This is a genomic window from Streptomyces sp. NPDC001890 (genome assembly GCF_042891445.1).
In the GTDB taxonomy this organism is placed as follows: Bacteria; Actinomycetota; Actinomycetes; order Streptomycetales; family Streptomycetaceae; genus Streptomyces.
Genome location: NZ_JBIATE010000005.1, coordinates 144,395 through 170,281 on the forward strand (window position 1 = coordinate 144,395; position 25,887 = coordinate 170,281).

The window sequence follows — 25,887 nt, forward strand, 5'->3', positions numbered from 1 at the left end:
TCCGCCGGGCGTCCTTCCCGTGGGGGGTGGGGACGTCCGGCGGACCCATGTCCGCGGCCACTATTTCCGGATGACCCGTTTTCGTACGGCCCCCGCGGTCGACAATAAAGAACATGAGTCAGCAGGGGGAGAAGCCCGCCGCCCACGAGGACGACTGGTGGCGCAGGCTCTACGACGAGAACGACCGGGGCACCGGGACGAGCCGCGCGGCCGACGGCTCCGACAGTGCCAACGGTCCCGACAGTGCCGCCAGTGTCGCCAGTGCCGACGGTCCCGACAGTGCCAACGGTTCCGACAGTGTCGACAGTCCGGACAGTGTCGACAGCCTCGACGACCGTTTCGACTCGGCGTCGGAAGCGGTGGGTCCGGGCGGAGGCGGGGGAGCCGACAGGGGATCCGTCGGCCATGTGGGTGACCGGCCGCCCACCTACGACGCCGAACCCACCGCGCTGCCCGCCACCGTCCCGCAGGAGCTGGACGGCATCGTCGCCGACACCGCGCTCGACGGCGCCCGCTACGGCACGTACACCCTGCGCGCCGCCTCCGTGCGCGGGGACTCCGCGCGGTTCCGCGGCGAGCCCCGCCGCGACGCGCTGCTCACCGCCCGCTTCGGCACCGACGAACGCGCCCTGGTCCTGGTCGCCGTCGCCACCGGGGCACGCGCCACCGAATCGGCACATCTGGCGGCGGCCGACGCCTGCCGCTGGATCGGCGCAGCGGTCGGACGCAGCCACGCCCGGCTCTCCGAGGACATAAGGGCGGGCCGCCGCGGCGAGCTCAAATCCGGACTGCACCGCCTCACCGACCGCACGTACGGCAAGCTGCGGGCCCGCGCCGCCGAGCTGGGGGTGGAGCCGCAGCAGTACACGGCGGGTCTGCGCTGCCTCCTGCTGTCGGCGGATCCCGACTGCCGTACGCGGATCTTCTTCGGGATCGGCGCCGGTGGACTCTTCCGGCTGCGCGACGGTGTCTGGCAGGACCTCGAACCGGTGGTCCCGGCAGCCGGTGACCTCGGCAGGGACCCCAGGTCCGGGGCTGCGCCGGCCGAGAGCAGCCCCGACGGTGACCGCCTCACCACGGATCCGGCCGTCACCACATCCGCGCCGTCCCATGTCGAGGCCCCGCCCGGCCCGCCCGGTCCGGCAGATCTGTCGGGGCTGCCCGGTCCGGCAGATCCGTCGGGTCCGTTCGGCCCGCCCGATTCGCCCGCAGAACCGTTCCGCTTCCGGGGCTCGGTCGCCCGGCCGGGAGACACGCTGCTGCTGTGCAGCCCCGGACTGGCCGAACCGCTGCGCGGCGAGCCCGCCCTGGCCGAGGAACTCGCCGGACGCTGGGCTCCCGAAGGAGCACCCGGGCTCGTGGCGTTCCTCGTGGACACCCAGCTCCGGGTGAAGGGGTACTCCGACGACCGTACGGGCGTGGGCGTCTGGGAGGCGTAACCGCGCGGGTCATGGGTTGATGGATGCGGAGTCCGGAAGCCGAAGCGCGGAAAGGGTACGCAACCCATGGCCAAGCAGAACGTGTCGGAGCAGTTCGTCGACATCCTCGTCCGGGCGGGCGTCAAGCGTATGTACGGCGTCGTCGGCGACAGCCTCAACCCGGTCGTCGACGCCATCCGCCGCAACCGGTCCATCGACTGGATCCAGGTCCGGCACGAGGAGACCGCCGCTTTCGCCGCCGGTGCGGAGGCCCAGGTCACGGGCTCGCTGGCGGCCTGCGCCGGCTCGTGCGGCCCCGGCAATCTGCACCTCATCAACGGTCTCTACGACGCCCACCGCTCCATGGCCCCCGTGCTCGCCCTCGCCTCGCACATCCCGTCGAGCGAGATCGGACTCGGCTACTTCCAGGAGACCCACCCGGAGCTGCTCTTCCAGGAGTGCAGCCACTACAACGAGATGATCTCCAATCCGCAGCAGATGCCCCGGCTGCTCCAGACGGCCATTCAGCACGCGATCGGCCGGGGCGGGGTCAGCGTCGTCACGATGCCGGGTGACATCGCATCGCAGCCCGCCCCGGAGAAGACCATCGAGCACGCACTGGTCACCTCGCGGCCGACGGTGCGGCCCGGTGACGAGGAGATCGACAAGCTCCGCCGGATGGTCGACGAGGCGAAACGTGTGACATTGTTCTGCGGCAGCGGAACGGCCGGCGCCCACGCCGAGGTGATGGAGTTCGCCGAACGGGTGAAGGCCCCGGTCGGGCACGCGCTGCGCGGCAAGGAGTGGATCCAGTACGACAACCCGTACGACGTCGGGATGAGCGGACTGCTCGGCTACGGTGCCGCCTACGAGGCGACCAACGAATGTGATCTCCTCATCCTGCTCGGCACCGACTTCCCGTACAACGCCTTCCTTCCGACCGATGTGAAGATCGTCCAGGTCGATGTGCGCCCCGAGCACCTTGGCCGCCGCTCCAAGCTGGATCTGGCCGTCTGGGGAGATGTCCGCGAGACCCTGCGCTGTCTGACCCCGCAGGTGAAGGTCAAGTCCGACCGCAAGTTCCTCGACCGGATGCTGAAGAAGCACGCCGACGCGCTGGAGGGCGTGATCAAGGCGTACACCCGCAAGGTCGAGAAGCACGTCCCGATCCATCCGGAGTACGTCGCCTCGGTGCTGGACGAACTGGCCGACGACGACGCCGTGTTCACCGTGGACACCGGCATGTGCAATGTTTGGGCCGCACGGTATCTCTCCCCCAACGGCAAACGCCGTGTCATCGGATCGTTCAGCCACGGCTCGATGGCCAACGCGCTCCCGCAGGCCATCGGCGCCCAGTTCACCGACCGGGACCGCCAGGTGGTCTCGATGTCCGGCGACGGCGGATTCACCATGCTGATGGGGGACTTCCTGACCTTGGTGCAGTACGACCTGCCGGTGAAGGTCGTACTGTTCAACAACTCGTCGCTGAGCATGGTCGAGCTGGAGATGCTGGTCGCGGGCCTGCCGTCGTTCGGGACGACCAACAAGAACCCCGACTTCGCCGCCATCGCCCGAGCCTGTGGGGCGTACGGAGTACGGGTGGAGAAGCCCAAGCAGCTTGAAGGCGCCCTCAAGGACGCCTTCAAGCACAAGGGCCCGGCGCTCGTCGATGTCGTCACCGACCCCAACGCCCTCTCCATCCCGCCGAAGATCAGCGCCGAGATGGTGACCGGTTTCGCGCTCTCCGCGAGCAAGATCGTGCTGGACGGGGGAGTGGGCCGGATGGTCCAGATGGCCCGCTCCAACCTGCGGAACGTGCCCCGCCCCTGATCCGGCCCCTCGCGGCCGGATCAGGCCCCGATCAGGGCGGGGACGACCGCAGTGCCAGGCCGGGGTCGGTCGCCGCCTCAGGCCGGGGCCCACCGCAGTCTCAGGCCGGGGACGACCGCAGAGCCAGGCCGGGCCCACCGCAGTCTCAGGCCGGGGTCAGCCGCAGTGTCAGGATCTGGAACGGCCGCAGCGACAGTACGAGACCGTGCTCGTCGGTCTCCGCCTCGCGCAGCGGCCGTTCCAACAGGTCGGTGACCACGGCCCGGACGACGGGGAAGCCGACCCGCAGCGTGGTGCCGGCGCGACCGCCCGCCGACTCGTACAGCCGCACGATCACATCGCCGCTGCGGTCCTCGGCGAGCTTCACCGACTCGACCGTGACCGCCGGATGCCCCGCCTCGACCAGCGACGGCACGGCAGGCGCCACCGCTGCCCGTAGCGGCAGGTTGAGCGCGAGCCCCTCCCGTACCGCGTCGGTGATCTCGCCGCCCGGCGCCAGCGCGTAGCCGAACCGGTGCCGGCCGAGGTCGGTCTCCGGGTCGGGGCTGTGCGGGGCGCGCAGCAGCGTGAGCCGTACGGTCGTGCCGAGGCCCGAACCGTGCGGGGTCCGGGTCACGTCGTGCCCGTACGTCGAGTCGTTGAGCAATGTGACGCCGTACCCCGGCTCGGCGACCCGCAGCCAGCGGTGGGCACAGATCTCGAAACGGGCGGCGTCCCAGCCGGTGTTGTCGTGCGTCGGGCGATGGATGTGGCCGAACTGGATCTCGGATGTGGAGCGTTCGGCGTGTACATCGAGCGGGAACGCCGCCTTCAGGACCTTCTCCGACTCCCGCCAGTCGACCTCGGTGTCGATGTCGATCCGGCGGCTGCCCGCGCCCAGCCGGATGTCCTGTGTGACATGTGACTGCCCGAAGGACCGCCGGACACGGACCGCCGCCCGCAGCGGGCCCTCCTCCACCAGTTCGACGGAGTCGGCGTCGGTCAGATCGGTCCGGGAGCGGCGGTAGTGCCGGTCGATGTCCCAGGCGTCCCAGTGGTTGGGGTGATCGGGGTGCAGCTGGAGGAGGTTGGCCCGGTGGCCGGGGACGAGGACGTCCCGCCCCGCGCCGAGATCGCGGACGGAGGCGATCAGTCCGTCGCCGTCGACCACCACGCGCAGCAGACCGTTGTCGAGCACGATCCCCTCGTTCGCGGTACGGGTCGAGCGGACGGGGTGCTCCGGTACCGCCGAACCGTCCAGTGGACCCGCGCCGAGCCCCGGTGCGCCGGCCAGTACCGCCGTGCGGCCGCCGCCCAGGTGCTGCACCCGCGCGGCGGAGGGCAGCACCGCGCTCGCCGCCGCGTCCAGCTCGACCACTTCGCGGCGTTGGTACGGGGCGGAGTTGAGCGCCACCAGACCCTGGGCGCCGCCCAGTGCCGCCACCGCGTCCGCCACCAGATCCGCCAGTTCCGCACGTACCCGCTCATAGGTCTCGCGGGCCTCGCGGTGCACCCAGGCGATCGACGAGCCGGGCAGGATGTCGTGGAACTGATGCAGCAGGACCGTCTTCCACAGCCGGTCCAGGGCCTCGTAGGGATATGCGTAGCGCTGATCGCGGCCGAGGTTGCGCAGAGCCGCTGCCGTGGCCCACAACTCGGCCTCGCGGAGCAGGTGTTCGCTGCGGCGGTTGCCTTGTTTGGTCTTGGCCTGGGTGGTGTACGTGGCCCGGTGCAGCTCCAGGTAGAGCTCGCCCGACCAGACCGGAGCCTGCTCCCCGTACTCCTCCTCGGCCGCCGCGAAGAACGCCGTCGGCCGCTCGATGGCGACCCTTGGTGAACCCTCCAGGCCCTTGAGCCTGCGCGCCTTCTCCAGCATCTCGCGGGTGGGCCCGCCCCCGCCGTCGCCCCAGCCGAACGGGGCGAGGGAGCGGGTTGCGAGCCCTTTCTCGGCGAAGTTGCGTTCGGCGTGGGCGAGTTCGCCGCCATGGAACTGGGCGTTGTACGTGTCCACGGGCGGGAAGTGGGTGAAGACCCTGGTCCCGTCGATGCCCTCCCACCAGAAGGTGTGATGTGGCATTTTATTGCTCTGGTTCCAGGACAGCTTCTGGGTCAGGAACCACTTCACCCCCGCCAGCCGGGCCAGCTGCGGGAAGGCGGCCGTGTAGCCGAAGGAGTCCGGCAGCCAGATCTCCTCGGTATCCACCCCCAGCTCCTGCTCGAAGAACCTCTTGCCGTGCACGAGCTGCCGGGCCAGCGCCTCGCCACCGGGCATATTGGCATCGGACTCCACCCACATCGACCCCACGGGCACCCACTGCCCGTCCGTCACGGCCCGCTTGATCCGCTCCCAGATGTGCGGCTGGTGCTCCTTCACCCAGGCGTACTGCTGGGCCTGCGAGGCTGCGAAGACCAGCTCCGGGTAGTCCTGGGCCAGCGCGGTGACATTGGCGAAGGTGCGCGAGGCCTTGCGCACCGTCTCGCGCAGCGGCCACAGCCACGCCGAGTCGATGTGCGCATGACCGACGGCCGAGATCCGGTGCGCGCTCGCCGCGGCGGGGCGGGACAGCGCTTCGGTCAGCTCGTCCCGGCCGGCCCGCGCCGTGCCCGGCACGTCGTGCAGATCCAGCGCGTCGAGCATGCGCTCCAGCGAGCGCAGGATCTCGTGGCGCCGGGAACGCTCGACGGGCAGCTCCCGCATCAGCTCGGAGAGCACCTCGATGTCCAGGACCAGGTGCCAGACCTCCTCGTCCAGCAGCGCCAGCTCCGCGGAGGCGAACCGGTGGAGCGGCCGGTCACCCGCCGTCGTCACGTCCCCGAGCGGTGTCGGCACGAAGCCGTGCTCCAGCACGGCGGGGTTGGCCGCCGCCTCCAGCAGCAGCGAGACCGGCTCGCCGCCCACCGCGGGGGAGGCCACCGTCAGATGGCGATTGCGCGGATGGATGCCCTTGATGGGGACGCCCGCGAGGTCGTACAGCATGCCCTCGGCCTGGAACCCCGGCCCCTGACCGGAGAAACCGGGGTCCACGACCACCTCGACCCGCCGCCCGGCCCACTGCGACGGCACGGTCCCCTCCAGCCGGAACCAGCTGGTCGACCAGGGCTTCCCCCACTCGGTGCCGGTGCAGAACGGCTCGAACGGCTCCTGGAGGACCTGGGCCACCGGAACGGGTTCGCCGGTGATGTGCCGGACCGAGAGCGCGAGCGGGGTGCGGTCCGGGTACTGGGCGGGGCGGATGAACTGGTGAAGGGCGCGTTCGAGCCGGTCCTCCACCAGGGTGCGGTCGTCGTGCATCACGGCTCCAGGGGTCGGTGCCTGCGGGTTTCATGGCTCCACTTCCCCGCCGGCCGATCCGGCATCCCTGCGGGCGGTGCGGCGGGGTGATGACTGATCAACTGGCCCTGTGCGCACCCTTGGCGACCCTTGAGCAATGTGACATATTACTGCCGTGCTCACGAGACACCCCGTGGATGTCGTCATCGTCGGGGCCGGAATGGTCGGTGCCGCCTGCGCCCACTACACCTCCCGGTCCGGACTGTCCGTAGCCGTCGTCGACCGCGGGCCGGTCTCCGGCGGCACTACCGGAGCTGGCGAGGGCAACCTCCTGGTCTCCGACAAAGTGCCTGGACCGGAGTTGGAACTGGCCCTGCTCTCCGCCGCGTTGTGGCGGCAACTGGCCGAGGAGCTGCCCCCTGAAATCGAGTACGAGCTCAAGGGCGGCGTGGTCGTCGCCGCCTCCGAGGAGTCCCTGACCACCCTGTCCGCGACCGCCGCCGGTCAGCGGGCGGCGGGTGTCGAGGCGCACCACCTCGCATCCGACCGGCTCCGCGACATCGAGCCCCACCTCGCACCGGACCTGGCCGGCGGCTGCCACTACCCGCAGGACGCTCAGGTCCAACCAGCCCTGGCCGCAGCCGAGTTGCTGCGTTCGGCTGTCCGTTCCGGTGCGCTCGTGTGCCCGGGGGAGGAAGTGGTCGGGATACTCAGGGACCGGGAGGGCGCCGTACGCGGGGTACGCACGACAAGGGGCGAACTGTGCGCCCCCGTCGTGGTCAACGCGGCGGGCACCTGGGGAGGCGACCTGGCCGCACTGGCCGGGGTGAACCTGCCGGTCCTGCCCCGCAGAGGGTTCGTACTGGTCACCGAACCACTGCCCCGGCTGATCCGGCACAAGGTCTACGCCGCGGAGTACGTGGGCGACGTGTCCAGCGGGTCCGCGGCGCTCCAGACCTCGCCGGTGGTGGAGGGCACGCCCTCGGGGCCGGTGCTCATCGGGGCGAGCCGCGAACGGGTCGGCTTCGACCGGACGTTGTCCGTTCCGGCGGTGGCCCGGCTGGCGGCCGGGGCCGCAGCGCTCTTTCCCGTACTCGCCGACGTGCGGGTGATGCGCGCCTACCACGGATTCCGCCCCTACCTGCCCGATCACCTCCCCGCGATCGGACCGGACCCCCGTGTGCCGGGGCTCTTCCACGCCTGCGGCCACGAGGGGGCCGGGATCGGACTGGCGCCCGTGACCGGACGGCTGATCGCCGACGCGATCCGGGGGGAGCGGCCCGCACTCGATCTCGGACCGTTCGCCCCCGACCGGTTCGATGCCACATGCCATGTCACAGGTGATGCCACAGGTGATCCCACCTGCGATGTCACATGACGGTGGAGAGCGGGGCGCCCGTGCCCCAGGAGAGGACCCAGTGAGACGCACCCGCGCACGTACCCCCGCCGAACTCGTCGGGGCCGCGCCCGAACCGGAGTTCCAGCTGACCTTCGACGGCCGCCCGATCCGCGGACTGCCGGGCCAGACCATCGCCGCCGCACTCTGGGCGGCGGGCATCCTGACCTGGCGCACCACCCGGGTCAACGGCCGCCCGCGGGGTGCCTTCTGCTCCATCGGCGCCTGCTACGACTGCCTGGCCACCGTCAACGGCCGGCCCAACCAGCGTGCCTGCCTGCTGCCCGCGGGACCGGGCGACGTCATCACCACGCAGGAGGGCGACGGGCATGCCGCACTCGACGGATGAGCCCCGGGCGCGGGAGACCGACCGCGCCGCGATCGCCGTGGTGGGCGCGGGACCGGCGGGCCTGGCCGCAGCCGTCACCGCCGCCGACCACGGGCTCGACGTGATCCTGCTGGACGCGGCCGACGCCCCCGGCGGGCAGTACTACCGCAGCCTGGCCGACGGGCTCGGCGCCACCCGGCCCGAGGCCCTGCACCACCACTGGCACGCCTTCACGGAACTCTCCGCACGGCTGGCCGCGCACCGCGACACCGGCGCGATCCGCCACCTCACCCGCCACCAGGTGTGGACGGTCGAACGAACCGGTGACGGGGACTGGATCCTGCACGCGGTCACCGGGGAGGCCGAGGACGAGGCCCGTACCGCCATCCGGGCCCGCCGGATGATCCTGGCGACGGGCGCCCACGAGCGCCAACTGCCCTTCCCGGGCTGGACCCTGCCGGGAGTGGTGGGCGCGGCGGGGGCCCAGGCCATGCTCAAGTCCGGGCTGGCGTTGCCGGGGCGCCGCATCGTGGTCGCGGGCAGCGGGCCGCTGCTGCAGGCGGTCGCCGTCTCGCTGACGCGTGCGGGGGCGCGCGTGCCGGCACTGGTCGAGGCCGCCGGATACGGGGCGTACGCCCGTGCTCCCCGGGTGCTGGCCGCCAACCCCGGCAAGGCGGCGGAAGCGGCCCGCTTCGGGGCGGAGCTGGCCCGTGCCCGGGTCCGGGTGCTCGGCCACCGGGCGGTCACCGAGGTGCACGGCGACGAGCGGGTGGAGGCGGTGACCGTCAGCAGGGTGGACCGTCGATGGCGCCCCGTCGCGGGGACCGGCCGCCGGATCGCCTGCGACGCGCTCGCCGTGGGACATGGGCTCGTGCCACAGCTCGAACTCGCCGTGGCGGCCGGCTGCGGTACGCGTACGGGCCCCGACGGCACACACGCGGTCACCCTCGACGAACAGCTCAGGACCACCGTCCCCGGGATCTGGGCGGCCGGCGAGACCGGTGGTGTCGGAGGTGTTGAACTCGCCCTGTACGAAGGTGAGTTGGCCGCACTTTCCATCGCTCGTGAGGTACGGGGCGGGGTACGGCGGCAGGACGCGCGCAGAGCCGTCGCGCTGCGCCGCTCCCGCCGCCGGCTGCGGGCCTTCGCCGCGCTGATGGGGACCGTGCACCGGCCGGGGCCCGGCTGGAGCGAGTGGCTGACCGGCGACACGGAGGTCTGCCGCTGCGAAGAGGTCACCGCTGGCCGTATCCGTACGGCGTGCGAGGAGCTGGGAGCCGGTGACACCAGGACCGTCAAACTGCTCACCCGGGCCGGAATGGGGTGGTGCCAGGGCCGGACGTGCGGATTCGCCGTCCGTGAACTGGCCGCCGCGCACGGCGACGGGCACGGCACCGGGCACGGCACCGGGCACGGCGACGGGCAGGAGCCGGGCGGCCCGGACCGGCGCCCACTGGCCTGCCCCGTGAAGCTCTCCACGCTCGCCGACCTGTCCGGCCCCGGGTAGGCCGCGGCCGGTTCTCGACTTCTCGACTTCCTGACTTCTCGACTCGGAGTCCGGCGGCACGCCGCGACAGGTTTCCCGCATTCCGCCGGAACGTCGCGTCCACCGACCGTCCTCCGTCTTTCCGCTGTCCTTCCTCTGTCCGCCACACCGTGACATGTCACACCTCTCAAGGAGCCACGATGCAGACGAACACCGACTCGCGCACCCGCCCCTGGCACGGGGTCATGGTCGCCACCCCGATCACCCTGCGCGACGACTGCACCATCGACTACGACGCCTACGCCACCCATGTGCGCCAGCTCATCGAGGCGGGCTGCGACGGAGTGGTGCCCAACGGCTCACTGGGGGAGTACCAGACCCTGACCGACAGCGAACGCGACGAGATCGTCCGGGTCGCCGTCGAAGCCGCGGGTGACGGCAGCCGCGTCATGCCGGGCGTCTCCGCGTACGGCAGTGCGGAGTCGAGGCGCTGGGCGGAACGGGCCGCCGAGGCGGGCGCCGGTTCCGTACTCCTTCTGCCGCCCAACGGCTACCGCTGCGACGAGGCGGCGGTGCGCGCCCACTACGCCGACGTGGCCGAAGTCGGGGTGCCGGTCGTCGCGTACAACAACCCGTACGACACCAAGGTCGATCTGACTCCGGACCTGCTTGCCCGCCTCCACCAGGACGGCAGCATCGTGGCCGTCAAGGAGTTCACCGGCGACGTCCGCAGGGCGTACGAGATCGCCGAACGGGCGCCCGGTCTCGACCTGCTCGTGGGCGCCGACGACGTACTGCTGGAGCTGGCACTCGCCGGTGCCGTCGGGTGGATCGCGGGCTGCCCGAACATGTTGCCGTCCTGCTGCGTGGATCTGTACCGGGCCGCTGTCACCGGTGACATGGCAACGGCCCTGCCGCTGTACCGGGAACTGCACGAGCTGCTGAGGTGGGACTCGAAGCCGGAGTTCGTCCAGGCCATCAAGGCGTCCATGGACGTCGCCGGACGCCACGGCGGCCGTACCAGGCCGCCGCGGTTCCCGCTCCCCGCCGAAGACGCCGCCGCCGTACGCGCCGCGACGGAGAAGGCACTTGCCGAGGGCCTGCACTGACACCGGCACCCGCCCGTACGACCGGGCTGAGCCGCGCCAGGCCCTGCCCGGTCCCGGCTCCGCCCGGTCCCGGCTCTGCCCGCGCCAGGGTCTGCACAGTCCTGGCGCTGCCCGGCCCGGCCCAGCCCGTTCCGTTCCGTTTCCGCTTTCTTCGTGTACGCCGTGACCAATGAAGGGGGAGCCTTGCAGACACGTCACATTTTCCATGCCGTCGACTCACACACCGAGGGCATGCCCACCCGCGTCATCACCGGAGGCATCGGCACCATCCCCGGTGCGACGATGGCCGAACGGCGCAGCTACTTCCATGAGCACCGGGACGCCGTACGCACCCTGCTCATGTACGAACCGCGCGGCCACGCCTCCATGAGCGGCGCGATCCTCCAGCCGCCCACCCGGCCGGACGCGGACTACGGCGTCCTCTTCATAGAGGTCTCCGGCTATCTGCCGATGTGCGGGCACGGCACCATCGGGGTGGCGACCGTTCTGGTGGAGACCGGCATGGTGGAGGTCACCGAACCCGTCACCACCGTGCGGCTGGACACTCCGGCCGGGCTCGTCAGCGTCGACGTTCAGGTGAAGGACGGCGCCGCCACCGCCGTGACCCTCACCAACGTTCCGGCGTTCAGCGTCGCGCTCGACCGGGTGGTGGACGTACCCGGCTACGGGAAGCTGCGCTACGACCTCGCCTACGGCGGGAACTTCTATGCGATGGTTCACCTCGCCGACCTCGGACTGCCCTTCGACCGGGCGCGCAAGGACGACATCCTGGCCGCCGGGCTCGCGCTGATGGACGCGGTCAACGCCACCGACCGGCCCGTCCACCCCGAGGACCCGGGCATCCACGGCCTCAAGCACGTGCAGTGGATCGCACCCGGGTCCGACGCCCGCCACTCCCGGCACGCGATGGCCATCCACCCCGGCTGGTTCGACCGCTCGCCCTGCGGGACCGGCACCTCGGCCCGTATGGCGCAGCTGCACGCACGCGGTGAACTCCCCCTGGGCACCGACTTCGTGAACGAATCCTTCATCGGCACCTCGTTCACCGGACGTCTCGTCCAGGAGACCACCGTGGGCGGACTGCCGGCCGTGGTCCCCACCGTCACCGGCCGCGCCTGGATCACCGGTACCGCACAATTCTTCCTGAACCCGTCCGACCCCTTCCCCGAAGGATTCCTGCTGTGAAACTGCCCCTGCTCGGCGCCGAAGACATCGAGTCCCTGGGACCGACCGGAGCCGTGGACGCACTGGAGGCGGCGCTGCGCGGGGGCCTGGATCCGGAGACGGCCCCCGCCCGGCACCATGTCACAGTGCCCGGCGGGGAGCTGCTGATCATGCCCGCCACCACCCAGCAGGTGACCGGCGTGAAGATCGCCGGGGTGGCCCCGGCCAACCCGGCGCGCGAGCTGCCCCGGATCACCGGAAGCTATCTGCTGCTCGACGCCCCCACCCTGCTGCCGCTCGCCCTGCTGGACGGGGCCGCGCTCACCACCTTGCGCACCCCGGCCGTGTCCGTGCTCGCGATCCGCCACCTCACCGGGCCCGTCGTGCGCCACCTCGTGCTCTTCGGGACGGGCCCCCAGGCGTACGGGCACCTGGCGGCAGTGCTCGCGGAACGCCGGGTCGAACGGATCACCGTCGTCGGCCGCAATCCGCAGCGGGCCGACGCGCTGGCGGCGCATGCCCGTCGACTCGGCGCGGACGCCCGTACGGCGCAGGCGCCCGGCGCCAAGGAGGTCGCCACGGCCGACCTGGTGCTCTGCTGCACGACCTCCGCCACTCCGCTGTTCGACGGCGCCCTCGTACCGGACGGGGCGACGGTCGTCGCGGTCGGCTCGCACACCCCCGATGCCCGGGAGGTCGACAGCGCGCTGGTGGCCCGTTCCGCCGTCTTCGTCGAATCACGGTCGGCGGCGCTGTCCGAGGCGGGCGATCTGCTGATCCCGATGGCGGAGGGAGCCTTCCGGGCCGAGGACATCCACGGCAACCTCGCCGAGCTGGTGACCGGTTGCGCCGCCGGCGAAGCGTCGGCCCGTTTCGAGGGCCCCCGGTTCTTCAAGAGCGTCGGAATGGGCTGGGAGGACCTCGCCGTCGCCGCCGCGGTGCACCGGAATTCGGTGCTCTGAGTGAGTTGTCCACAGCTCCTGAGCGACGGGCCCTGACGGAAACGTGACATTGTATTCTGAGGCCCCGCACGGTGCTGGAGGAACAGATATGGCCCGCCTGACGACGCTCAACGCCATCTCCGCGCAGGAGCACTTGCGTGACCAGGTGGCCAACGCCCTCAGGGCGGCCCTGATCGCAGGGGAGCTCCGTCCGGGCATGATCTACTCCGCTCCCGCGCTCGCCGCCGACTTCGGGGTGTCCGCCACCCCGGTCCGCGAGGCGATGCTCGACCTGGCACGTGAGGGCCTGGTCGAAGCGGTGCGCAACAAGGGCTTCCGGATAACGGAGTTGACCGAACAGGACCTCGACGACTTCACCGAGCTGCGGGTCATGATCGAGGTTCCCACCATCGGCCGCATCGCCCGGATGGGCAGGACCAAGGAGCTGGAGGCGTTGCGGCCACTCGCCCAGGCGATCGTCGCAGCCGCCGCCGAGCACGACATCCTCGGCTACCTGGAGGCCGACCGCCGCTTCCATCTCGAACTGCTCGGCCTGGCGGGAAACCGCCGCTTGGTGGAGGAGGTCGGCAATCTGCGCAAGCGGTCGCGTCTGTTCGGGCTCAACCGGCTCGACGAATCCGGGTTGTTGGTCCAGTCCGCGGAGGAGCACGCCCAGCTGCTCGACCTCCTGATCGCGGGCAACGCGGAGCGTGCGGAGCGGTGCATGCTGGGTCATATGTCACATGTCAGGAATCTCTGGGCCGAGGACGAACCCAACGGGACGGGAGCGGGTGGCAATCGGATCAGAAGCGTGCGGATGCCGGCCGCCGAGGCCTGATCCACCGCTTGCAGATCACACCGCTCACACCGCTCACACCGCTTCCAGCTCACCGCTTGCAGCTCACCGCTTGCAGTCTGCAACTCACCGCTCACCGCTATCCGCTCGTCGTTCCCCCGCGGACGACCTCGACCGCCGGCTCGCCACATCGCCTTCAACGGCCGCCCACCGGGCGGCCGTTGAAGCGCGATGAACGGCGGCCCGGGTCTCACACCCGGGACTCCAGCAGCGAGCCCATCCACTCCTCGATCCCGGCCACGGTGCGCGGCAGCGCGGAGGACATGAGGCGGGCGCCGTCGGCCGTGATCACGAGGTCGTCCTCGATCCGCACCCCGATCCCGCGCAGCGCCCGGGGCAGCGTCTCGTCGTCGGGCTGGAGGTAGAGCCCCGGTTCCACCGTCAGTACCTGACCGGGCTCCAGGCGCCCGTCCAGATAGGTGCCGGCACGGGCCTGCGCACAGTCGTGCACGTCCATGCCGAGCATGTGGCCGCTGCTGCAGAGCGTGTACCGGCGGTACAGGCCGTTGTCCGCGTCGAGCGCCTCGTCCGCGGACATCGGCAGCACGCCCCACTCGTGCAGCCCTTCGGCGATGACCCGCATGGCCGCCAGATGGAAGTCACGGAACCGCGCCCCCGGACGCAGCGCCGCGATGCCCGCGTCCTGTGCGGCGAGCACCAGCTCGTAGACCGTTCGCTGCACGGGGGAGAAGCGGCCGGACAGCGGCAGGGTGCGGGTGATGTCGGCCGTGTAGAGCGAGTCGGTCTCCACCCCGGCGTCCAGCAGCAGCAACTGATCGCGTTCCAGCGGGCCGTCATTGCGGATCCAGTGCAGTACGCAGGCGTGTGCCCCGGCCGCGGCGATCGTGGAGTAGCCCGGACCGTTTCCCTCCAGCCGGGCCCGGAGATCGAATACGCCCTCGATCCAGCGTTCGCCGCGCGGGTGGAGCAGCGCCTGCGGCAGGCTGCGCACCACATCCTCGAAGCCGAGCGCCGTGGCATCGACGGCCTGCTGCAACTGGCCGGTCTCCCAGGGGTCCTTCACGAGCCGGAGCTCACTGAGCACCGCTTCGAGCCCGGCCGGTGCCGAGCGCCCGAGAGGGAACCCGCGGCAGGAACGCAGGAGTTCGTCGACCGTCGGGTCCACGCCGGCCAGCACCCGGACCGGTGGTTGCGGCCCGGTCAGCAGCTTCTCCCAGGCGTCCAGATGCGCGCAGCGGATGCCGGTCAGACGGGCCGCCTCCGCGAGGTCGGGCCTGCGCCCGACCCAGAACTCCCCGTACCTGCGGTCGCGGTAGAACTCCTGGCCGGTGCGGGGTGACCGGGGCCGCAGGTACAGCACCGCTTCGTGCCGCTCGTCGCCGTCCGGTTCGAGTACGAGGACGTGGCCGGCCTGGTCCTCGCCGGTGAGGCCGGTGAGCCAGGCGTAGCCGGTGTGCGGCCGGAAGCGGTGGTCGGTGTCGTTGGAGCGGACCGCGAGCGCGCCCGCCGGAATGATCAGGCGCTCGCCGGGGAAGCGGGCGGCCAGCCGGGCCCGGCGGGCGGGGGTGGCGTCGATGGAGGGGACACGAAGGTCCGCCGGCAGTGGGGACTTGGCCCACCCGGTGCCCATGAAGGCGTCCAGGGCGGGTGACACCGGCAGATCGTGGCTACCGCTGCCGCTGCGGGGCGCGGAGAAGGAACGGGACACGGGCATTGCTCCTCGGGGCTCTGTGGTGCGGGGGCCGGGGCGGGGGTCGGGGCCGGGGCCGGAACCCCGGCATTTCCGGGACGAGACGCTGCGGTGCCGGGAAGGCCGGTGGTGGTGGCGGCCGGTGCGTTCGGGGCCGCCTGTCATATCCCGTGCTGCGACGAGAAGTTGTCGCGCGGATGAATGTGCGCGAGAGGGGTTCCAAACAACATGTGACATGTGCCATTGTACAGCGCGCAAGGGGAAAGCGGCCGTGCTCATGTCACGACGTGAGTGCAGTTCAGACCTTCAGATCCGGTCCGGCACCGACCTCTTGCATTCCCCCACAGCCGCGCCTTGTCGCGCGGTCACCACTCCGCTGGGAGGCGGCACGTGAAGAACCTGAGGGTTCGGCAGAAAATAACCGGATTGTCCACTGCGGTCCTGGCAGCATGCCTGGGCGTGGGCCTGTTCACGGCACCGAGCCAGGCCGTCGAACAACGCCCCGCCGTGTCGACCGCGACCCCCCACTCCTCGGACGCCGCCCAGAAGCGGGCGGAATCCCGGACCGAGGACCCCGGCGGCCCCACCGCCGAGTCGCTGACGGCACCCGCCGACGATGCCGCTCACGTGGAACGCAAGTCGCTCAAGGCCGCCGACCGGCCGCCGTTGTCCGCGTCCAAGGACGCGCTCAAGCGGGACTACGACGACCCGGCCACCTCGCTCCCGAGTCACCTGGCACCTTCGATGAAGGCCGCGAAGCGGGCCCTCGCCAAGTCCGGCAAGGCCGCGGCCGAGTGCAACACCACCGATTTCACCAACAACACCGGAAGTGCCCTGGTCGAGAAGGTCAAGGCGGCGACCACCGACTGCGTCAACACGCTGTTCCGTCTCCAGGGCCAGGACGGCTACAACGCCTTCCGTGAGGACCAGATGGTCACCATCGCGGACGCGATGCGCGGCGCGTCGGCCTCCTACCCGGGTGACGACAGCACCGGCATGCCCCAGCTGGTCCTCTTCCTCCGGGCCGGCTACTACGTGCAGTACTACGACCCCGACACCGTCGGGGAGTACGGGCCGCGCCTGCGCACGGCCATCCAGGGCGCACTCGACGGCTTCTTCGGTTCCTCGCACGCCTTCGACGTCACCGACGCCAACGGCGAGAGCCTGTCCGAGGCGATCATCCTGGTCGACAGCGCCGAGGAGAACGCCCGCTACCTGAACATCGTCAAGCGGATGCTGGCCGACTACGACGAGTCGTACAACAGTTCCTGGTACATGCTCAACGCCGTGAACAGCGTGTACACGGTCATGTTCCGCGGTCACCAGGTGCCCGAGTTCATCAGCGCCATCGAGGCCGACCCCAGCGTGCTGACCTCGCTGCACGACTTCGCGGCGAACCACCTCGACCTGCTGGGCACCAAGAATTCGTTCCTGGCCGCCAATGCGGGGCTGGAGCTCGGCCGCTTCCTCAAGGAGGACTCGCTGCGCGCCAAGGCGAGCCCGCTCGCGATCGACCTGATGGGCAAGAGCTCCATCGACGGCCCCACCGCCTCGCTCTGGGTCAATCTGGCCAAGATGGTCGATGCCTACGACAAGGACAACTGCGCGGCCTACGGCGCCTGTGACCTCGCGGAGCGTCTTGAGAAGGCCGTTCTGCCGGTGAAGCACACCTGTAGCGACAGCATCACCATCCGGGCGCAGGACATGACCGCGGAGGAACTCGAAGCCAGCTGCACCAGCCTGCGCAACCAGGACGCCTACTTCCACGAGGTGGCCAGGGACAACGGCGCGGTCGCCGACGACAACAACAAGACCATCGAGGTCGTGGCCTTCGACTCCAGCACCGACTACCAGACCTACGCCGGAGTGATCTTCGGCATCGACACCAACAACGGCGGCATGTACCTGGAGGGCGACCCCAAGGCCGCGGGCAACCAGCCCCGGTTCATCGCCTACGAGGCCGAGTGGGCCCGCCCCGACTTCCAGATCTGGAACCTCAACCACGAGTACACGCACTACCTCGACGGCCGCTTCAACATGTACGGCGACTTCGCCGCCGGAATGACCACGCCGACCGTCTGGTGGGTCGAGGGCTTCGCGGAGTTCGTCTCCTACTCGTACCGCAAGCTCGACTACGAGGCCGCCATCGCCCAGGCCGCGAACCGCACCTACACCCTGCGCACCCTGTTCGACACCACCTACGACAACGCCGACCAGACCCGCGTGTACAACTGGGGCTACCTGGCCGTCCGTTACATGCTGGAATCCCACCGCTCCGACGTCGACACCCTGCTCGGTCTCTACCGCAAGGGCGACTGGGACGGCGCCCGCACCCTGCTCACGTCGACCATCGGCAGCCGCTACGACGCCGACTGGAACACCTGGCTGGCGGCCTGCGCGGCCGGTGCCTGCGGCGGCGGGTCCACCAACCCGCCCGGCGAGATCACCGAGTGCAAGGACGCCGACACCAGGATGCTGGGCCGGAACTGCATGCGCAGCGGGCTGAAGGCCGTCAAGGGCGACTACGCCTACCTGGCCGTCCTCATCCCGGCCGGCACCACCCAGCTGAAGATCACCGCCACCGGCGGCACGGGTGACGCCGACCTCTACTACAGCGAGAAGGAGTGGGCGACCACCCAGGTCTACACCGACAAGTCCGTCGGGGCGGGCAACGAGCACACCCTGACCGTCAACAACCCGGCAGCGGGCTACCACTTCATCAGCCTCTACGGCAACGAGGCGTTCGACGGCGCCAAGGTCACCACCGAGTTCTGATCCCTACGACCCCCATGGTGCCGGCCGGTCGAGTGGTCACCCCGCTCGACCGGCCGGTGCCGTTCCCCGGGCGGCGTCCGCCGGACCCGGCCCCGGGTTCAGGACAGCCGCAGCGTGCCGGGCGTCGTGCCGTCCGCCAGGATCTCCACGATCAGGTCGAAGAGCGTCGGGCCCCGCCCGGCCAGGGCCTCGTCCAGCCGTTGCCGGACCGCCGCCCGGTTCGTGGGATGCACCCGGTCCAGGCTCTGCCGCAGCCGGCGCGCCGTCTCCTCATGGCCCAGGGCCTGAGCGGAGGTGGTGTGATCCCGCCATTCGAAGACGAAGTCGCCGTCGTCGGGCGTGCCCATGCCGCCGCCGAGACAGTCCGCGAGGGCGTCGAGGTTACGGCCGAAATAGCCGCCGGGGCCGTTCACGGCCTCGCCGATCTCTTTCCAGAACTGCTCCAGGCCGGTGACCCGGGAGCCTTCGATCACATAGGTCACGGTCATGGGTGGAGCGTACAAGTCCGTATGTCTGCTCCGGTCCGTGATCCGCGCCGCAGGTGGGGGCTACGGCGCGGATCGGTCCGGAGGAACCGGGCTTCAGCAGCCCTGGTCGATCAGGTCGAAGGTGGCGTAGTGGTCGCTGGTGTAGTAGTCCTCCTGGGCCCGCTCGCCGGTGACGATCCGACGCGCGCCGCGGGTCGGGGAGTTGGGCGTGACGACCGTGTACTCGTGGTAGTAGCCGGTGCTCTGGCCGGGCAGGACGCCTTCACGGTTCTGGAAGACGGTGCCGTCCTGCTCGTACGGGAACGGACCGCCGGCATCGATCAGGTCGAGGGTGTCGTGTGCCTGGGAGGGCAGCGCCGAATAGCAGATGCTGCCCACCGAGTCGGTGGACGGGTTCGAGGCGGTGGCCGAGGCGACCGGGCCGCCGACGAGGAGGACGGACAGGAGGGCGGCTGCGCCACCGAGCGTGGTGATCCGTGGGGGGATTCGCATGGACCCCATGATGACGCGCGTAGACACGGTCCCGTCAACGCCAACCGATGTGAATTTTTTGGAAGTTAACCCGGGGGTAGGAAATGTGTCGGACTGATGTCCGGAGGTCTGCGGGCCCGGACCGGTTCTCCGTTCACTTATTGATGAGTCGACAAGCGTGACGGCCTGTCAGCGGGGCATGCATCCCGTGAGCGCGTTCCGTGGGGGAGTTCGACAAGCAACGGATTCCACGGGACGACCGACCATGAGCAGGGGGCGATGCACTGTGCGGGCGGGGGAGACGATGGAGCGTCAGGGAGATGCCGATTCCATGAACGGCGAGGCCTCGCACGAGCCGGGGGCGCAGGACGGGCAGCCGGTCCGGCTGCGTCGCAGACTGGCCCACACCGATCTGGCGTCCGTGGGGGAAGTCCGATGTGCGTTACGGGAGTTCCTGCGCTACCGGTGGAAGGAGGAACCGGCCCAGGTGGCGGAGCTCCTGCTCAGTGAGCTGGTGACCAACGCACTGATCCACACCCGGCACGGGGCGGTCGTCACGGTGAGTGTGGCGCCCGCCAAGTTGCGGGTGGAGGTACGGGACTTCGTGTCCGGACTGCCCCTGTCGTACGTACCGGACGCCGACGACGGTACGCATGGCCGGGGCCTGTTCCTGGTGCGGAGCCTCGCGGACGCCTGGGGAGTCGCCGCCCATGCGCTGGGCAAGGTCGTCTGGTTCGAACTGGACGGCGAAAGGCCCTGACGTACCGGAAGGGACCGGGCCGTCAGGGCCGCCGGCTTCAGCCGAACTGCTGCTCCAGATCTTTCAGTTTCTGCTCCAGTGAATCGAGCCGGGGCAGGGCCTGGGTGTCGTCCTCGGCGGTGAGGTCGACGGTGGCCGGATCATCCGGGCTCCGGTCCGAGGTGCCGGTACTCGGACCCGCCACGGCTTGCAGGGATGGCCGGGGGCGCAGAGGCAGTTGTCCCGGCTCGGATATGGCGGGCTCCACGACGGACTGCGTGGAGCCCGGCGTGGCGGGGAGGGCCTGGACATCCACCTGGGTGCCGCGGCCGACCCGGTGCCAGGCCCGGTTCTGCCGGTTCAGCGCCTTGATGTGGGCCCGGTCCAGCTTCTCCTGGTCCTTTCTGCGCAGACGGTTCTGCTCCTTCTCCCGCCTGTCCTCACGTACCTCGTCGACCGCCTCGTCCAGGGTGCGTACGCCTTCCAGCAGCATCAGCGACCAGGCGCCGAAGGTCTCCCGGGGGGCGCGCAGCCACCGTACGATCCGGATCTGCGGCAGCGGGCGGGGCACCAGACCCTGCTCGCGCAACGCGGCCCGGCGGGTCTGCTTCAGCGCCCGGTCGAAGAGCACGGCGGCCGAGAGCGACATCCCGGCGAAGAAGTGCGGGGCGCCCGCGTGGTCGATCCCGCGCGGCGCGTGCACCCAGTTGAACCAGGCGGCGGCGCCGGCGAACGTCCACACGAGCAGCCGCGAGCCGAGCGCCGCGTCACCGTGGCTGGCCTCGCGCACCGCCAGCACGGAACAGAACATGGCCGCCCCGTCGAGGCCGAACGGGACGAGGTACTCCCAGCCCCCGGAGAGGCCGAGGTTCTGCTCGCCGAAGCCGACCAGCCCGTGGAAGGAGAGCGCGGCGGCGACCGCCGCACAGCAGAACAGCAGGATGTACGAGGCGGTGGCGTACATGGCCTCCTTGCGTCTGCGGCGCTCCTCGCTGCGTTCCCAGTTGTCGTCGGCCGCGGATGTGTCAGCGGTGCGCTTGCCGCGTGCGACCACCGCCACCGCCGCCAGGACTCCCACGAGCAGCACGGCGCCCGGAAGCAGCCAATTCAGCGATATGTCGGTCAGTCTCATGCGCGGTCCCTTGCATTGCGTAGGGCATTTCGGGCGCCATGATTGCCGAAACCCCCACACGCACAGGGGGGTTTCGGAGCAAGAGAACGCCATTGGGTTGGCGGGGTGTCCGGATGACCGGGATCCGCTCGAATGCCCTTGCGTGACCGCTGAGTCGTGTTCGATTCGTACCGCCCGTGCGGGTGGTGTCGATCAGGGGGCGGGCGTCAGCTTCCGTACGCGGTCGGCATCGCAGGTACGCGGACAGGTGACGCAGGTGTCCTCGGGACGCAGCGTGTAGAAGAGGCAGCAGCTCGCCCGGTCGCGGGTGGGCAGCGACTCGCCGTCCGGCCCGGTCAGTTCGCGGAAGCCCGCGGAGCCGACGTACGGCTTCGTGGTGCCCGGCAGCAGCGCCTCCAGCTCGCTCATCGCCCGCCGTTCCTCGCCGAGCAGATGGGCGATGTACCAGAGCCCCTCGACGATCTCGTCCGTCGCCATGCCCCACAGCGCGCGCCGGCCGCGCCGCATCCGGGGCCCGAAGCCGTCGAGCACCGGGCCGATGTGGTCGGCCACCGCCGTGAGCACCTCGGCCCGCAGCGCGGCCTCGTCGGGCACCACACGGGCGCCCGGCAGCGCGGCGGCCGGATCGTCCGGCAGGCAGGCGAACTCCCGCACCCGGAGGGTCAGATGGCCCAGCGCCCGCTGGAACGCCACGTCCGCGACGGGGACCCGGGGCACCCGCCGGTGGAGGAACCAGGGCACCGTCACCAGCAGGCAGGCGGGCCAGGCGTAGCGGTGCAGCCCGAAGCTGGCGACCACGTCGGGGCGGGCCTCCTGCCCGTAGTCCCGGACCACCTGGGCGTGGTCCCAGTCGAGGAAGGCGTCGAGTGCCGGGCCGCCCGCCGCGAGTTCGTCCGCACCCACCCAGCCCGCACCGCCGGGAGCGGTCTCGTCGTCCGCGAGCACCTGGGCGCGCAGGCCGGGAAAGACCTCGGCGAGGCGCGCGTACGCGTCCGTCACGGCGGACGCCGTGGTGCCGGGAAGCAGGGCGGGGAGTGTCATGCAGGGACCACCGAATCGCGACCGTTTGCAGGTAAGCCTTACCTTACCCGAACGGATCGATGTTTGAACTGCGGCCTCCTGCGCCTATCGTGCACAAGGGGCATGGCGCTCGCGAGCCGCGCCCACGGCAGGCCGAGGAGGTCCGAGTGGAGCAGGGCAGAGCGCGTGAGGCGTACGGCACCGCCGTGCCCGCGACCGCCCCGGCGGTCGTCCGGGTGCCCGAGCAGGCACGCGGCGAGCACACCCACAGCGAGCCGCCCGCCCCGCGGGTGGCCGTGCAGCGGCACTCCGTACGCGGCCAGATCCTGGAGGCGCTGCGCGCCGCGCTGGTCGACGGCCGGCTGGAGCCGGGGCAGGTCTACTCGGCACCGGCGCTCGGAGCCCGGTTCGGGGTCTCCGCCACTCCGGTGCGCGAGGCGATGCAGCAGCTGGCCATCGAGGGCGCCGTCGAGGTCGTGCCGAACCGAGGGTTCCGGGTCTCCGAGCGAGGCCCGCGCGAGCTCGCCGAGCTGGCCGAGGTGCGGGCCCTGATCGAGGTGCCCGTGATGCTGCGGCTGGCCCGTACCGTCCCGGCCGGCGCCTGGTGCGCCCTGCGCCCGCTGGCCGACGCGACGGTGGCCGCCGCGGCCGTGGGCGACCGGGCGAGCTACGCCGAGTCCGACCGGGCCTTCCACGGCGCGGTCCTCGCGCTCTGCGGGAACGAGCAGCTGGTGCAGGTCGCCGACGAGCTGCACCGCCGCTCCCAGTGGCCGCTGGAGGGCAACCCCGCCACCCGTCGCGCCGACCTCCTGGCCGACGCCGCCGAACACACCGCGCTGCTCGACGCGCTGATCGCCCAGGATCTGCCCGTCGTGCAGTCGCTCGTGCGGGAACACTTCAACGGCGCCGAGGGCTGACCGGTGCGGGGCCGGTCGCCGGGCCACCGGGCCGCCCGGCCGGGCCCGGCCTCAGTTGGCCTCGACCGTCTGCGCGGGGGGCGGGTCCAGATGCGGGGCCAGCCACGTCGGCACGCCCCCGAGCAGCCGGAACAGCCGGCCCGCCTCGGCGCGCAGCCGGGTCGCGAGCTCCGGCTCCGGCTCGGAGTCCGCGAGGGCGATGAGGGCCGGAGCCGTACCGATCAGGTAGCCCAGCTCCTCCCTTATCCGCAGGGACTCCGCGAAGCCGTGCCGCGCCTCCGCCACTTCGCCCTCGCGCAGGGACAGCAGGGCGAGGTGGCGCCAGGTGGAGGAGAGCAGCAGCGCGTCCCCCTGGGCGGTGGCCCCGGCGTGGGCCCTGCGGTACGCGGCACGGGCGGCCTGCGGCGAATCGGCGATGTTCTGCGCGATCAGGCCGCGCCGGAAGTCCAGCAGCGGGCGGCCCGGCGCGGACGGGGCGAGCAGCGCGGCGGCCCGGCTGAGGGCGACGCTGGCCTCGTCGGCCCGGTCGCGTACCCCCAGGAGTGTCGACGCGTAGGCCAGATGGCCGCGTTCACAGGCGGCCGCGCCGCGTTCGGCGTCGTCGTGGGCCAGCGCCTCCGCCGTGCGCAGGGCGTCCTCGGCGTCGGTCCAGCCCTTTCCGGTGTACAGGCACCGCTCGGTCAGCAGGGCGGTCCGCTGGAGCGCGGCGGCCGGATCGGTGTCGGCGCCGGGTTCGAGCAGCGCGGCGGCGTCCGTCCAGCAGGCGCGTGACCGCAGCCGCCATACCGCTGTCTGGAGCGGCGGATCGTCATCTGCTGTCGTTCCGGAACCAGACATGGCGGTATGCGCCACATTGCCCTCCCCGAGCGCGCCATCGAGCTGTTGAGTCTGGCGGCATCTCAGCACGGATCCGCATGCCGGGCCAAGGGTTCGTTCAATCTCAGGTGAAAGATTTCACAAACGAACGGAGCCGCCAACAGCCGTGACAGGGCCGGGAAATCAGCTCATACGCAGGGCGAGGAAGAAATCGAGCTTGTCCTCCAGCCGGGAAAGGTCACGCCCCGTCAACTGCTCGATTCGTCCGACCCGGTAGCGCAGCGTGTTGACGTGCAGGTGGAGCCGGGCCGCGCAGCGGGTCCATGAACCGTCGCAGTCCAGGAACGTCTCCAGCGTCGGGATCAGCTCCGCGCGGTGGCGCCGGTCGTAGTCGCGCAGCGGATCGAGCAGACGTGCGGTGAACGCGCGGCGCACGTCGTCCGGTACGAACGGCAGCAGCAGCACGTGCGAGGCCAGCTCTTGGTGGCCGGCCGCGCAGACCCGGCCGGGGCGGGCCGCCGCCACCCGGCGGGCGTGCCGGGCCTCTTCCAGCGCGCCGCGCAGCCCCTCGGGCGAATGGACGGCCGCGCTGACCCCCAGGGTCAGCCGCCCGTCGTCGGCGAGGCCCGCGGAGAGCGGTTCGCGGACGGCGGCGAGCAGCACATCGGCATGAAGCGCGGGGTCCTCGTGCGCGGTGTCCGCACCGGCGTCCCGGTCCGGCGCGGGGGCGCCGACGGCGGGCAGCGGTACGAGGGCGACGGCCTCCTCGCCCGTATGAGCGACGGCGATCCGGTCCGCCGTGTCGGGGCCGGTGACCGCGGGGTCGACGAGGATCTCCTCCAGCAGCGCCTGGGCGACCGGGCCGCCCGCGATGTCGGAGCCGGAGGAGCCGGAGGAGCCGGAGGAGCCGGAGGAGGCGGAGGAGCCCGAGGGGCCCGAGGATCCGGGGCCCGCCGGGGTGCCGGCGGCGGCACGGCCCTCCGCGTCGCCCCACTCGACCCGCGCCACCACGACCTGCCAGTGCGGGGCCGTCCCGAGGCCCGGCAGCAGCACCGGGGCCGCGACGCGCAGCCTGGCGGCTATCTCGGCCGGCGGGGCACCCGTCTGGACCAGCTCCAGGACCTCCTGGGCGAGCCTGCGGCGTACCGTACGGGCCGCGTCGCGCCGGTCCCGCTCGACGGCGATCAACTGGGTGACGCCCTGGAGCAGGTCCAGCCGGGCCGGCGGCCAGTCGCTCGCGTCCGCCTCGACCGCGAGCAGCCAGTCCGAGAGCACCGACTCACGGACGTCGCGGGAGGCCGGAAGAGCGCCGCGGCCGGTGTTCCGGATCGGGAAGAGCGAATACGTGGTGCCTTCGACCGTGGCCCGGTGCGGGGCGCGACGGCCGGTCCGGGTGGCGGCCAGATGACGGCCCGCGAGTGCGGCGCCGACCGGTCCGGGCAGTGGCGCCTCACCGGCGCCCGCGATCTGCCGCCCGGTGGGGGAGAGCACCCAGGCGTGCAGGTCGAGGTCGGATCCGAGCAGATCCAGGACCACCTCGGGACCGCCGCCCGCCGGGCCCGAGGTCATCAGCCTGCGGTGCCGGTCCACCACCGCCGCCAGATCGCCCGCCCGCTCACCGGACACCTGGCGCACCACATGCTCGGTGATCGTTGCAAACGCAACGGTCTCATGGACGGCGAAGAGCGGCAGCCGGTGGCGCGCACAGGCCTCCACCAGATCGCCGGGGACATCGCCCAGCTCCGCCTCGCCCGCCGCGAGTCCGGCGACGCCGGCCCCGGCCAGGATCCGGACGAACGGCTCCGAGTCCGCCGCGTCCCGGCGCCAGGCTAGACCCGTGAGGACCAGCTCGCCGCCCGACAGATAGCGGCTGGGATCCCGCAGGTCGGTGGTCATCACGCCGCGGACCGTGCGGTCCAGCTCGTCCTCGCCGCCGAGCAGCCGCAGGCCCAGCGCGTCGGTCTCCAGCAGTGCGCGCAGCCGCATCTCGTCGCCGCCGATCTCTTTCGTTGGTGCGGGTGAAAACTGGGTATTGCGGTGAGGTCACCGCTCCCCGCCATTCGTTCGAATCTACAAGACGAGGAGATCGACCAGCCAACT

The 25,887-nt window shown here is 71.3% G+C and carries 20 protein-coding genes; 12 read left to right on the forward strand and 8 right to left on the reverse strand.

The window, feature by feature from the left end; genetic code table 11:
- Positions 1–113 precede the first annotated feature (113 nt).
- The gene (locus ACFYY1_RS17120) at positions 114–1,439 is read left to right on the forward strand and encodes a protein phosphatase 2C domain-containing protein (RefSeq protein ID WP_388585805.1); all 1,326 of its coding nucleotides are present in this window, start codon (positions 114–116) and stop codon (positions 1,437–1,439) included.
- A 66-nt stretch (positions 1,440–1,505) separates the two neighbouring features.
- Complete coding sequence (locus ACFYY1_RS17125) at positions 1,506–3,248, forward strand: pyruvate dehydrogenase (protein WP_388585806.1); 1,743 nt, start codon at positions 1,506–1,508, stop codon at positions 3,246–3,248.
- 145 nt (positions 3,249–3,393) lie between these two features.
- Here the strand turns inward: ACFYY1_RS17125 and ACFYY1_RS17130 are convergent, their stop codons facing one another.
- Entirely contained in the window at positions 3,394–6,519 is a 3,126-nt protein-coding gene (locus tag ACFYY1_RS17130) for an alpha-mannosidase (protein ID WP_388585809.1), read from the reverse strand.
- A gap of 154 nt (positions 6,520–6,673) precedes the next feature.
- Here ACFYY1_RS17130 and ACFYY1_RS17135 point away from each other — a divergent pair, with 154 nt between their 5' ends.
- The 7 genes from ACFYY1_RS17135 to ACFYY1_RS17165 all read left to right on the forward strand — a co-directional run bounded on the left by ACFYY1_RS17135 (position 6,674) and on the right by ACFYY1_RS17165 (position 13,760).
- A complete protein-coding gene (locus ACFYY1_RS17135; RefSeq protein WP_388585812.1) occupies positions 6,674–7,876 on the forward strand; it encodes an NAD(P)/FAD-dependent oxidoreductase in 1,203 nt (400 codons plus the stop codon).
- Between the two features lie 40 nt (positions 7,877–7,916).
- Entirely contained in the window at positions 7,917–8,243 is a 327-nt protein-coding gene (locus ACFYY1_RS17140) for a (2Fe-2S)-binding protein (protein ID WP_388585814.1), read from the forward strand.
- The gene (locus tag ACFYY1_RS17145; RefSeq protein WP_388585815.1) at positions 8,224–9,729 is read left to right on the forward strand and encodes an NAD(P)/FAD-dependent oxidoreductase; all 1,506 of its coding nucleotides are present in this window, start codon (positions 8,224–8,226) and stop codon (positions 9,727–9,729) included. Before ACFYY1_RS17140 ends, ACFYY1_RS17145 begins: the two co-directional genes overlap by 20 nt.
- A 179-nt stretch (positions 9,730–9,908) precedes the next feature.
- Entirely contained in the window at positions 9,909–10,817 is a 909-nt protein-coding gene (locus tag ACFYY1_RS17150) for a dihydrodipicolinate synthase family protein (RefSeq protein ID WP_388585817.1), read from the forward strand.
- A gap of 183 nt (positions 10,818–11,000) precedes the next feature.
- Positions 11,001–12,002 (forward strand): proline racemase family protein, encoded by a 1,002-nt coding sequence (locus ACFYY1_RS17155; protein WP_388585819.1) that lies wholly within the window; start codon positions 11,001–11,003, stop codon positions 12,000–12,002.
- Positions 11,999–12,943, forward strand: coding sequence for an ornithine cyclodeaminase family protein (locus ACFYY1_RS17160; protein WP_388585821.1), 945 nt, complete (start codon positions 11,999–12,001; stop codon positions 12,941–12,943). Before ACFYY1_RS17155 ends, ACFYY1_RS17160 begins: the two co-directional genes overlap by 4 nt.
- 88 nt (positions 12,944–13,031) lie before the next feature.
- Positions 13,032–13,760 (forward strand): GntR family transcriptional regulator, encoded by a 729-nt coding sequence (locus ACFYY1_RS17165; protein ID WP_388585823.1) that lies wholly within the window; start codon positions 13,032–13,034, stop codon positions 13,758–13,760.
- A 208-nt stretch (positions 13,761–13,968) separates the two neighbouring features.
- On the opposite strand, the gene ACFYY1_RS17170 is transcribed toward ACFYY1_RS17165, so the two are convergent.
- Entirely contained in the window at positions 13,969–15,453 is a 1,485-nt protein-coding gene (locus tag ACFYY1_RS17170; protein WP_388585825.1) for an aminopeptidase P family protein, read from the reverse strand.
- A gap of 366 nt (positions 15,454–15,819) precedes the next feature.
- Here ACFYY1_RS17170 and ACFYY1_RS17175 point away from each other — a divergent pair, with 366 nt between their 5' ends.
- Positions 15,820–18,204, forward strand: coding sequence for a M9 family metallopeptidase (locus tag ACFYY1_RS17175; protein WP_388585827.1), 2,385 nt, complete (start codon positions 15,820–15,822; stop codon positions 18,202–18,204).
- A 98-nt stretch (positions 18,205–18,302) separates the two neighbouring features.
- On the opposite strand, the gene ACFYY1_RS17180 is transcribed toward ACFYY1_RS17175, so the two are convergent.
- Positions 18,303–18,692, reverse strand: a complete 390-nt coding sequence (locus ACFYY1_RS17180) for a barstar family protein (RefSeq protein WP_388585829.1) — start codon at positions 18,690–18,692, stop codon at positions 18,303–18,305.
- Between the two features lie 93 nt (positions 18,693–18,785).
- The gene (locus ACFYY1_RS17185; protein ID WP_388585831.1) at positions 18,786–19,184 is read right to left on the reverse strand and encodes a ribonuclease domain-containing protein; all 399 of its coding nucleotides are present in this window, start codon (positions 19,182–19,184) and stop codon (positions 18,786–18,788) included.
- A 376-nt stretch (positions 19,185–19,560) separates the two neighbouring features.
- Here ACFYY1_RS17185 and ACFYY1_RS17190 point away from each other — a divergent pair, with 376 nt between their 5' ends.
- On the forward strand, positions 19,561–19,923 hold the full coding sequence (locus ACFYY1_RS17190; protein ID WP_388586272.1) for an ATP-binding protein: 363 nt from the start codon (positions 19,561–19,563) through the stop codon (positions 19,921–19,923).
- 37 nt (positions 19,924–19,960) lie between these two features.
- Here ACFYY1_RS17190 and ACFYY1_RS17195 read toward each other — a convergent pair whose 3' ends face one another.
- Complete coding sequence (locus ACFYY1_RS17195; protein ID WP_388585833.1) at positions 19,961–21,034, reverse strand: DUF2637 domain-containing protein; 1,074 nt, start codon at positions 21,032–21,034, stop codon at positions 19,961–19,963.
- Positions 21,035–21,226: 192 nt separating this feature from the next.
- Positions 21,227–22,075 carry a (2Fe-2S)-binding protein gene (locus ACFYY1_RS17200; protein ID WP_388585835.1) on the reverse strand — a complete coding sequence of 283 codons (849 nt, stop codon included), beginning with the start codon at positions 22,073–22,075 and terminating at the stop codon, positions 21,227–21,229.
- A gap of 146 nt (positions 22,076–22,221) precedes the next feature.
- Here ACFYY1_RS17200 and ACFYY1_RS17205 point away from each other — a divergent pair, with 146 nt between their 5' ends.
- On the forward strand, positions 22,222–22,971 hold the full coding sequence (locus ACFYY1_RS17205; protein WP_388585837.1) for a GntR family transcriptional regulator: 750 nt from the start codon (positions 22,222–22,224) through the stop codon (positions 22,969–22,971).
- Positions 22,972–23,022: 51 nt separating this feature from the next.
- Here ACFYY1_RS17205 and ACFYY1_RS17210 read toward each other — a convergent pair whose 3' ends face one another.
- Together ACFYY1_RS17210 and ACFYY1_RS17215 are read right to left on the reverse strand one after the other, a co-directional pair.
- The gene (locus ACFYY1_RS17210; RefSeq protein ID WP_388585838.1) at positions 23,023–23,808 is read right to left on the reverse strand and encodes a hypothetical protein; all 786 of its coding nucleotides are present in this window, start codon (positions 23,806–23,808) and stop codon (positions 23,023–23,025) included.
- A 162-nt stretch (positions 23,809–23,970) separates the two neighbouring features.
- Complete coding sequence (locus tag ACFYY1_RS17215) at positions 23,971–25,773, reverse strand: PucR family transcriptional regulator (protein ID WP_388585841.1); 1,803 nt, start codon at positions 25,771–25,773, stop codon at positions 23,971–23,973.
- Positions 25,774–25,887: the final 114 nt, after the last annotated feature.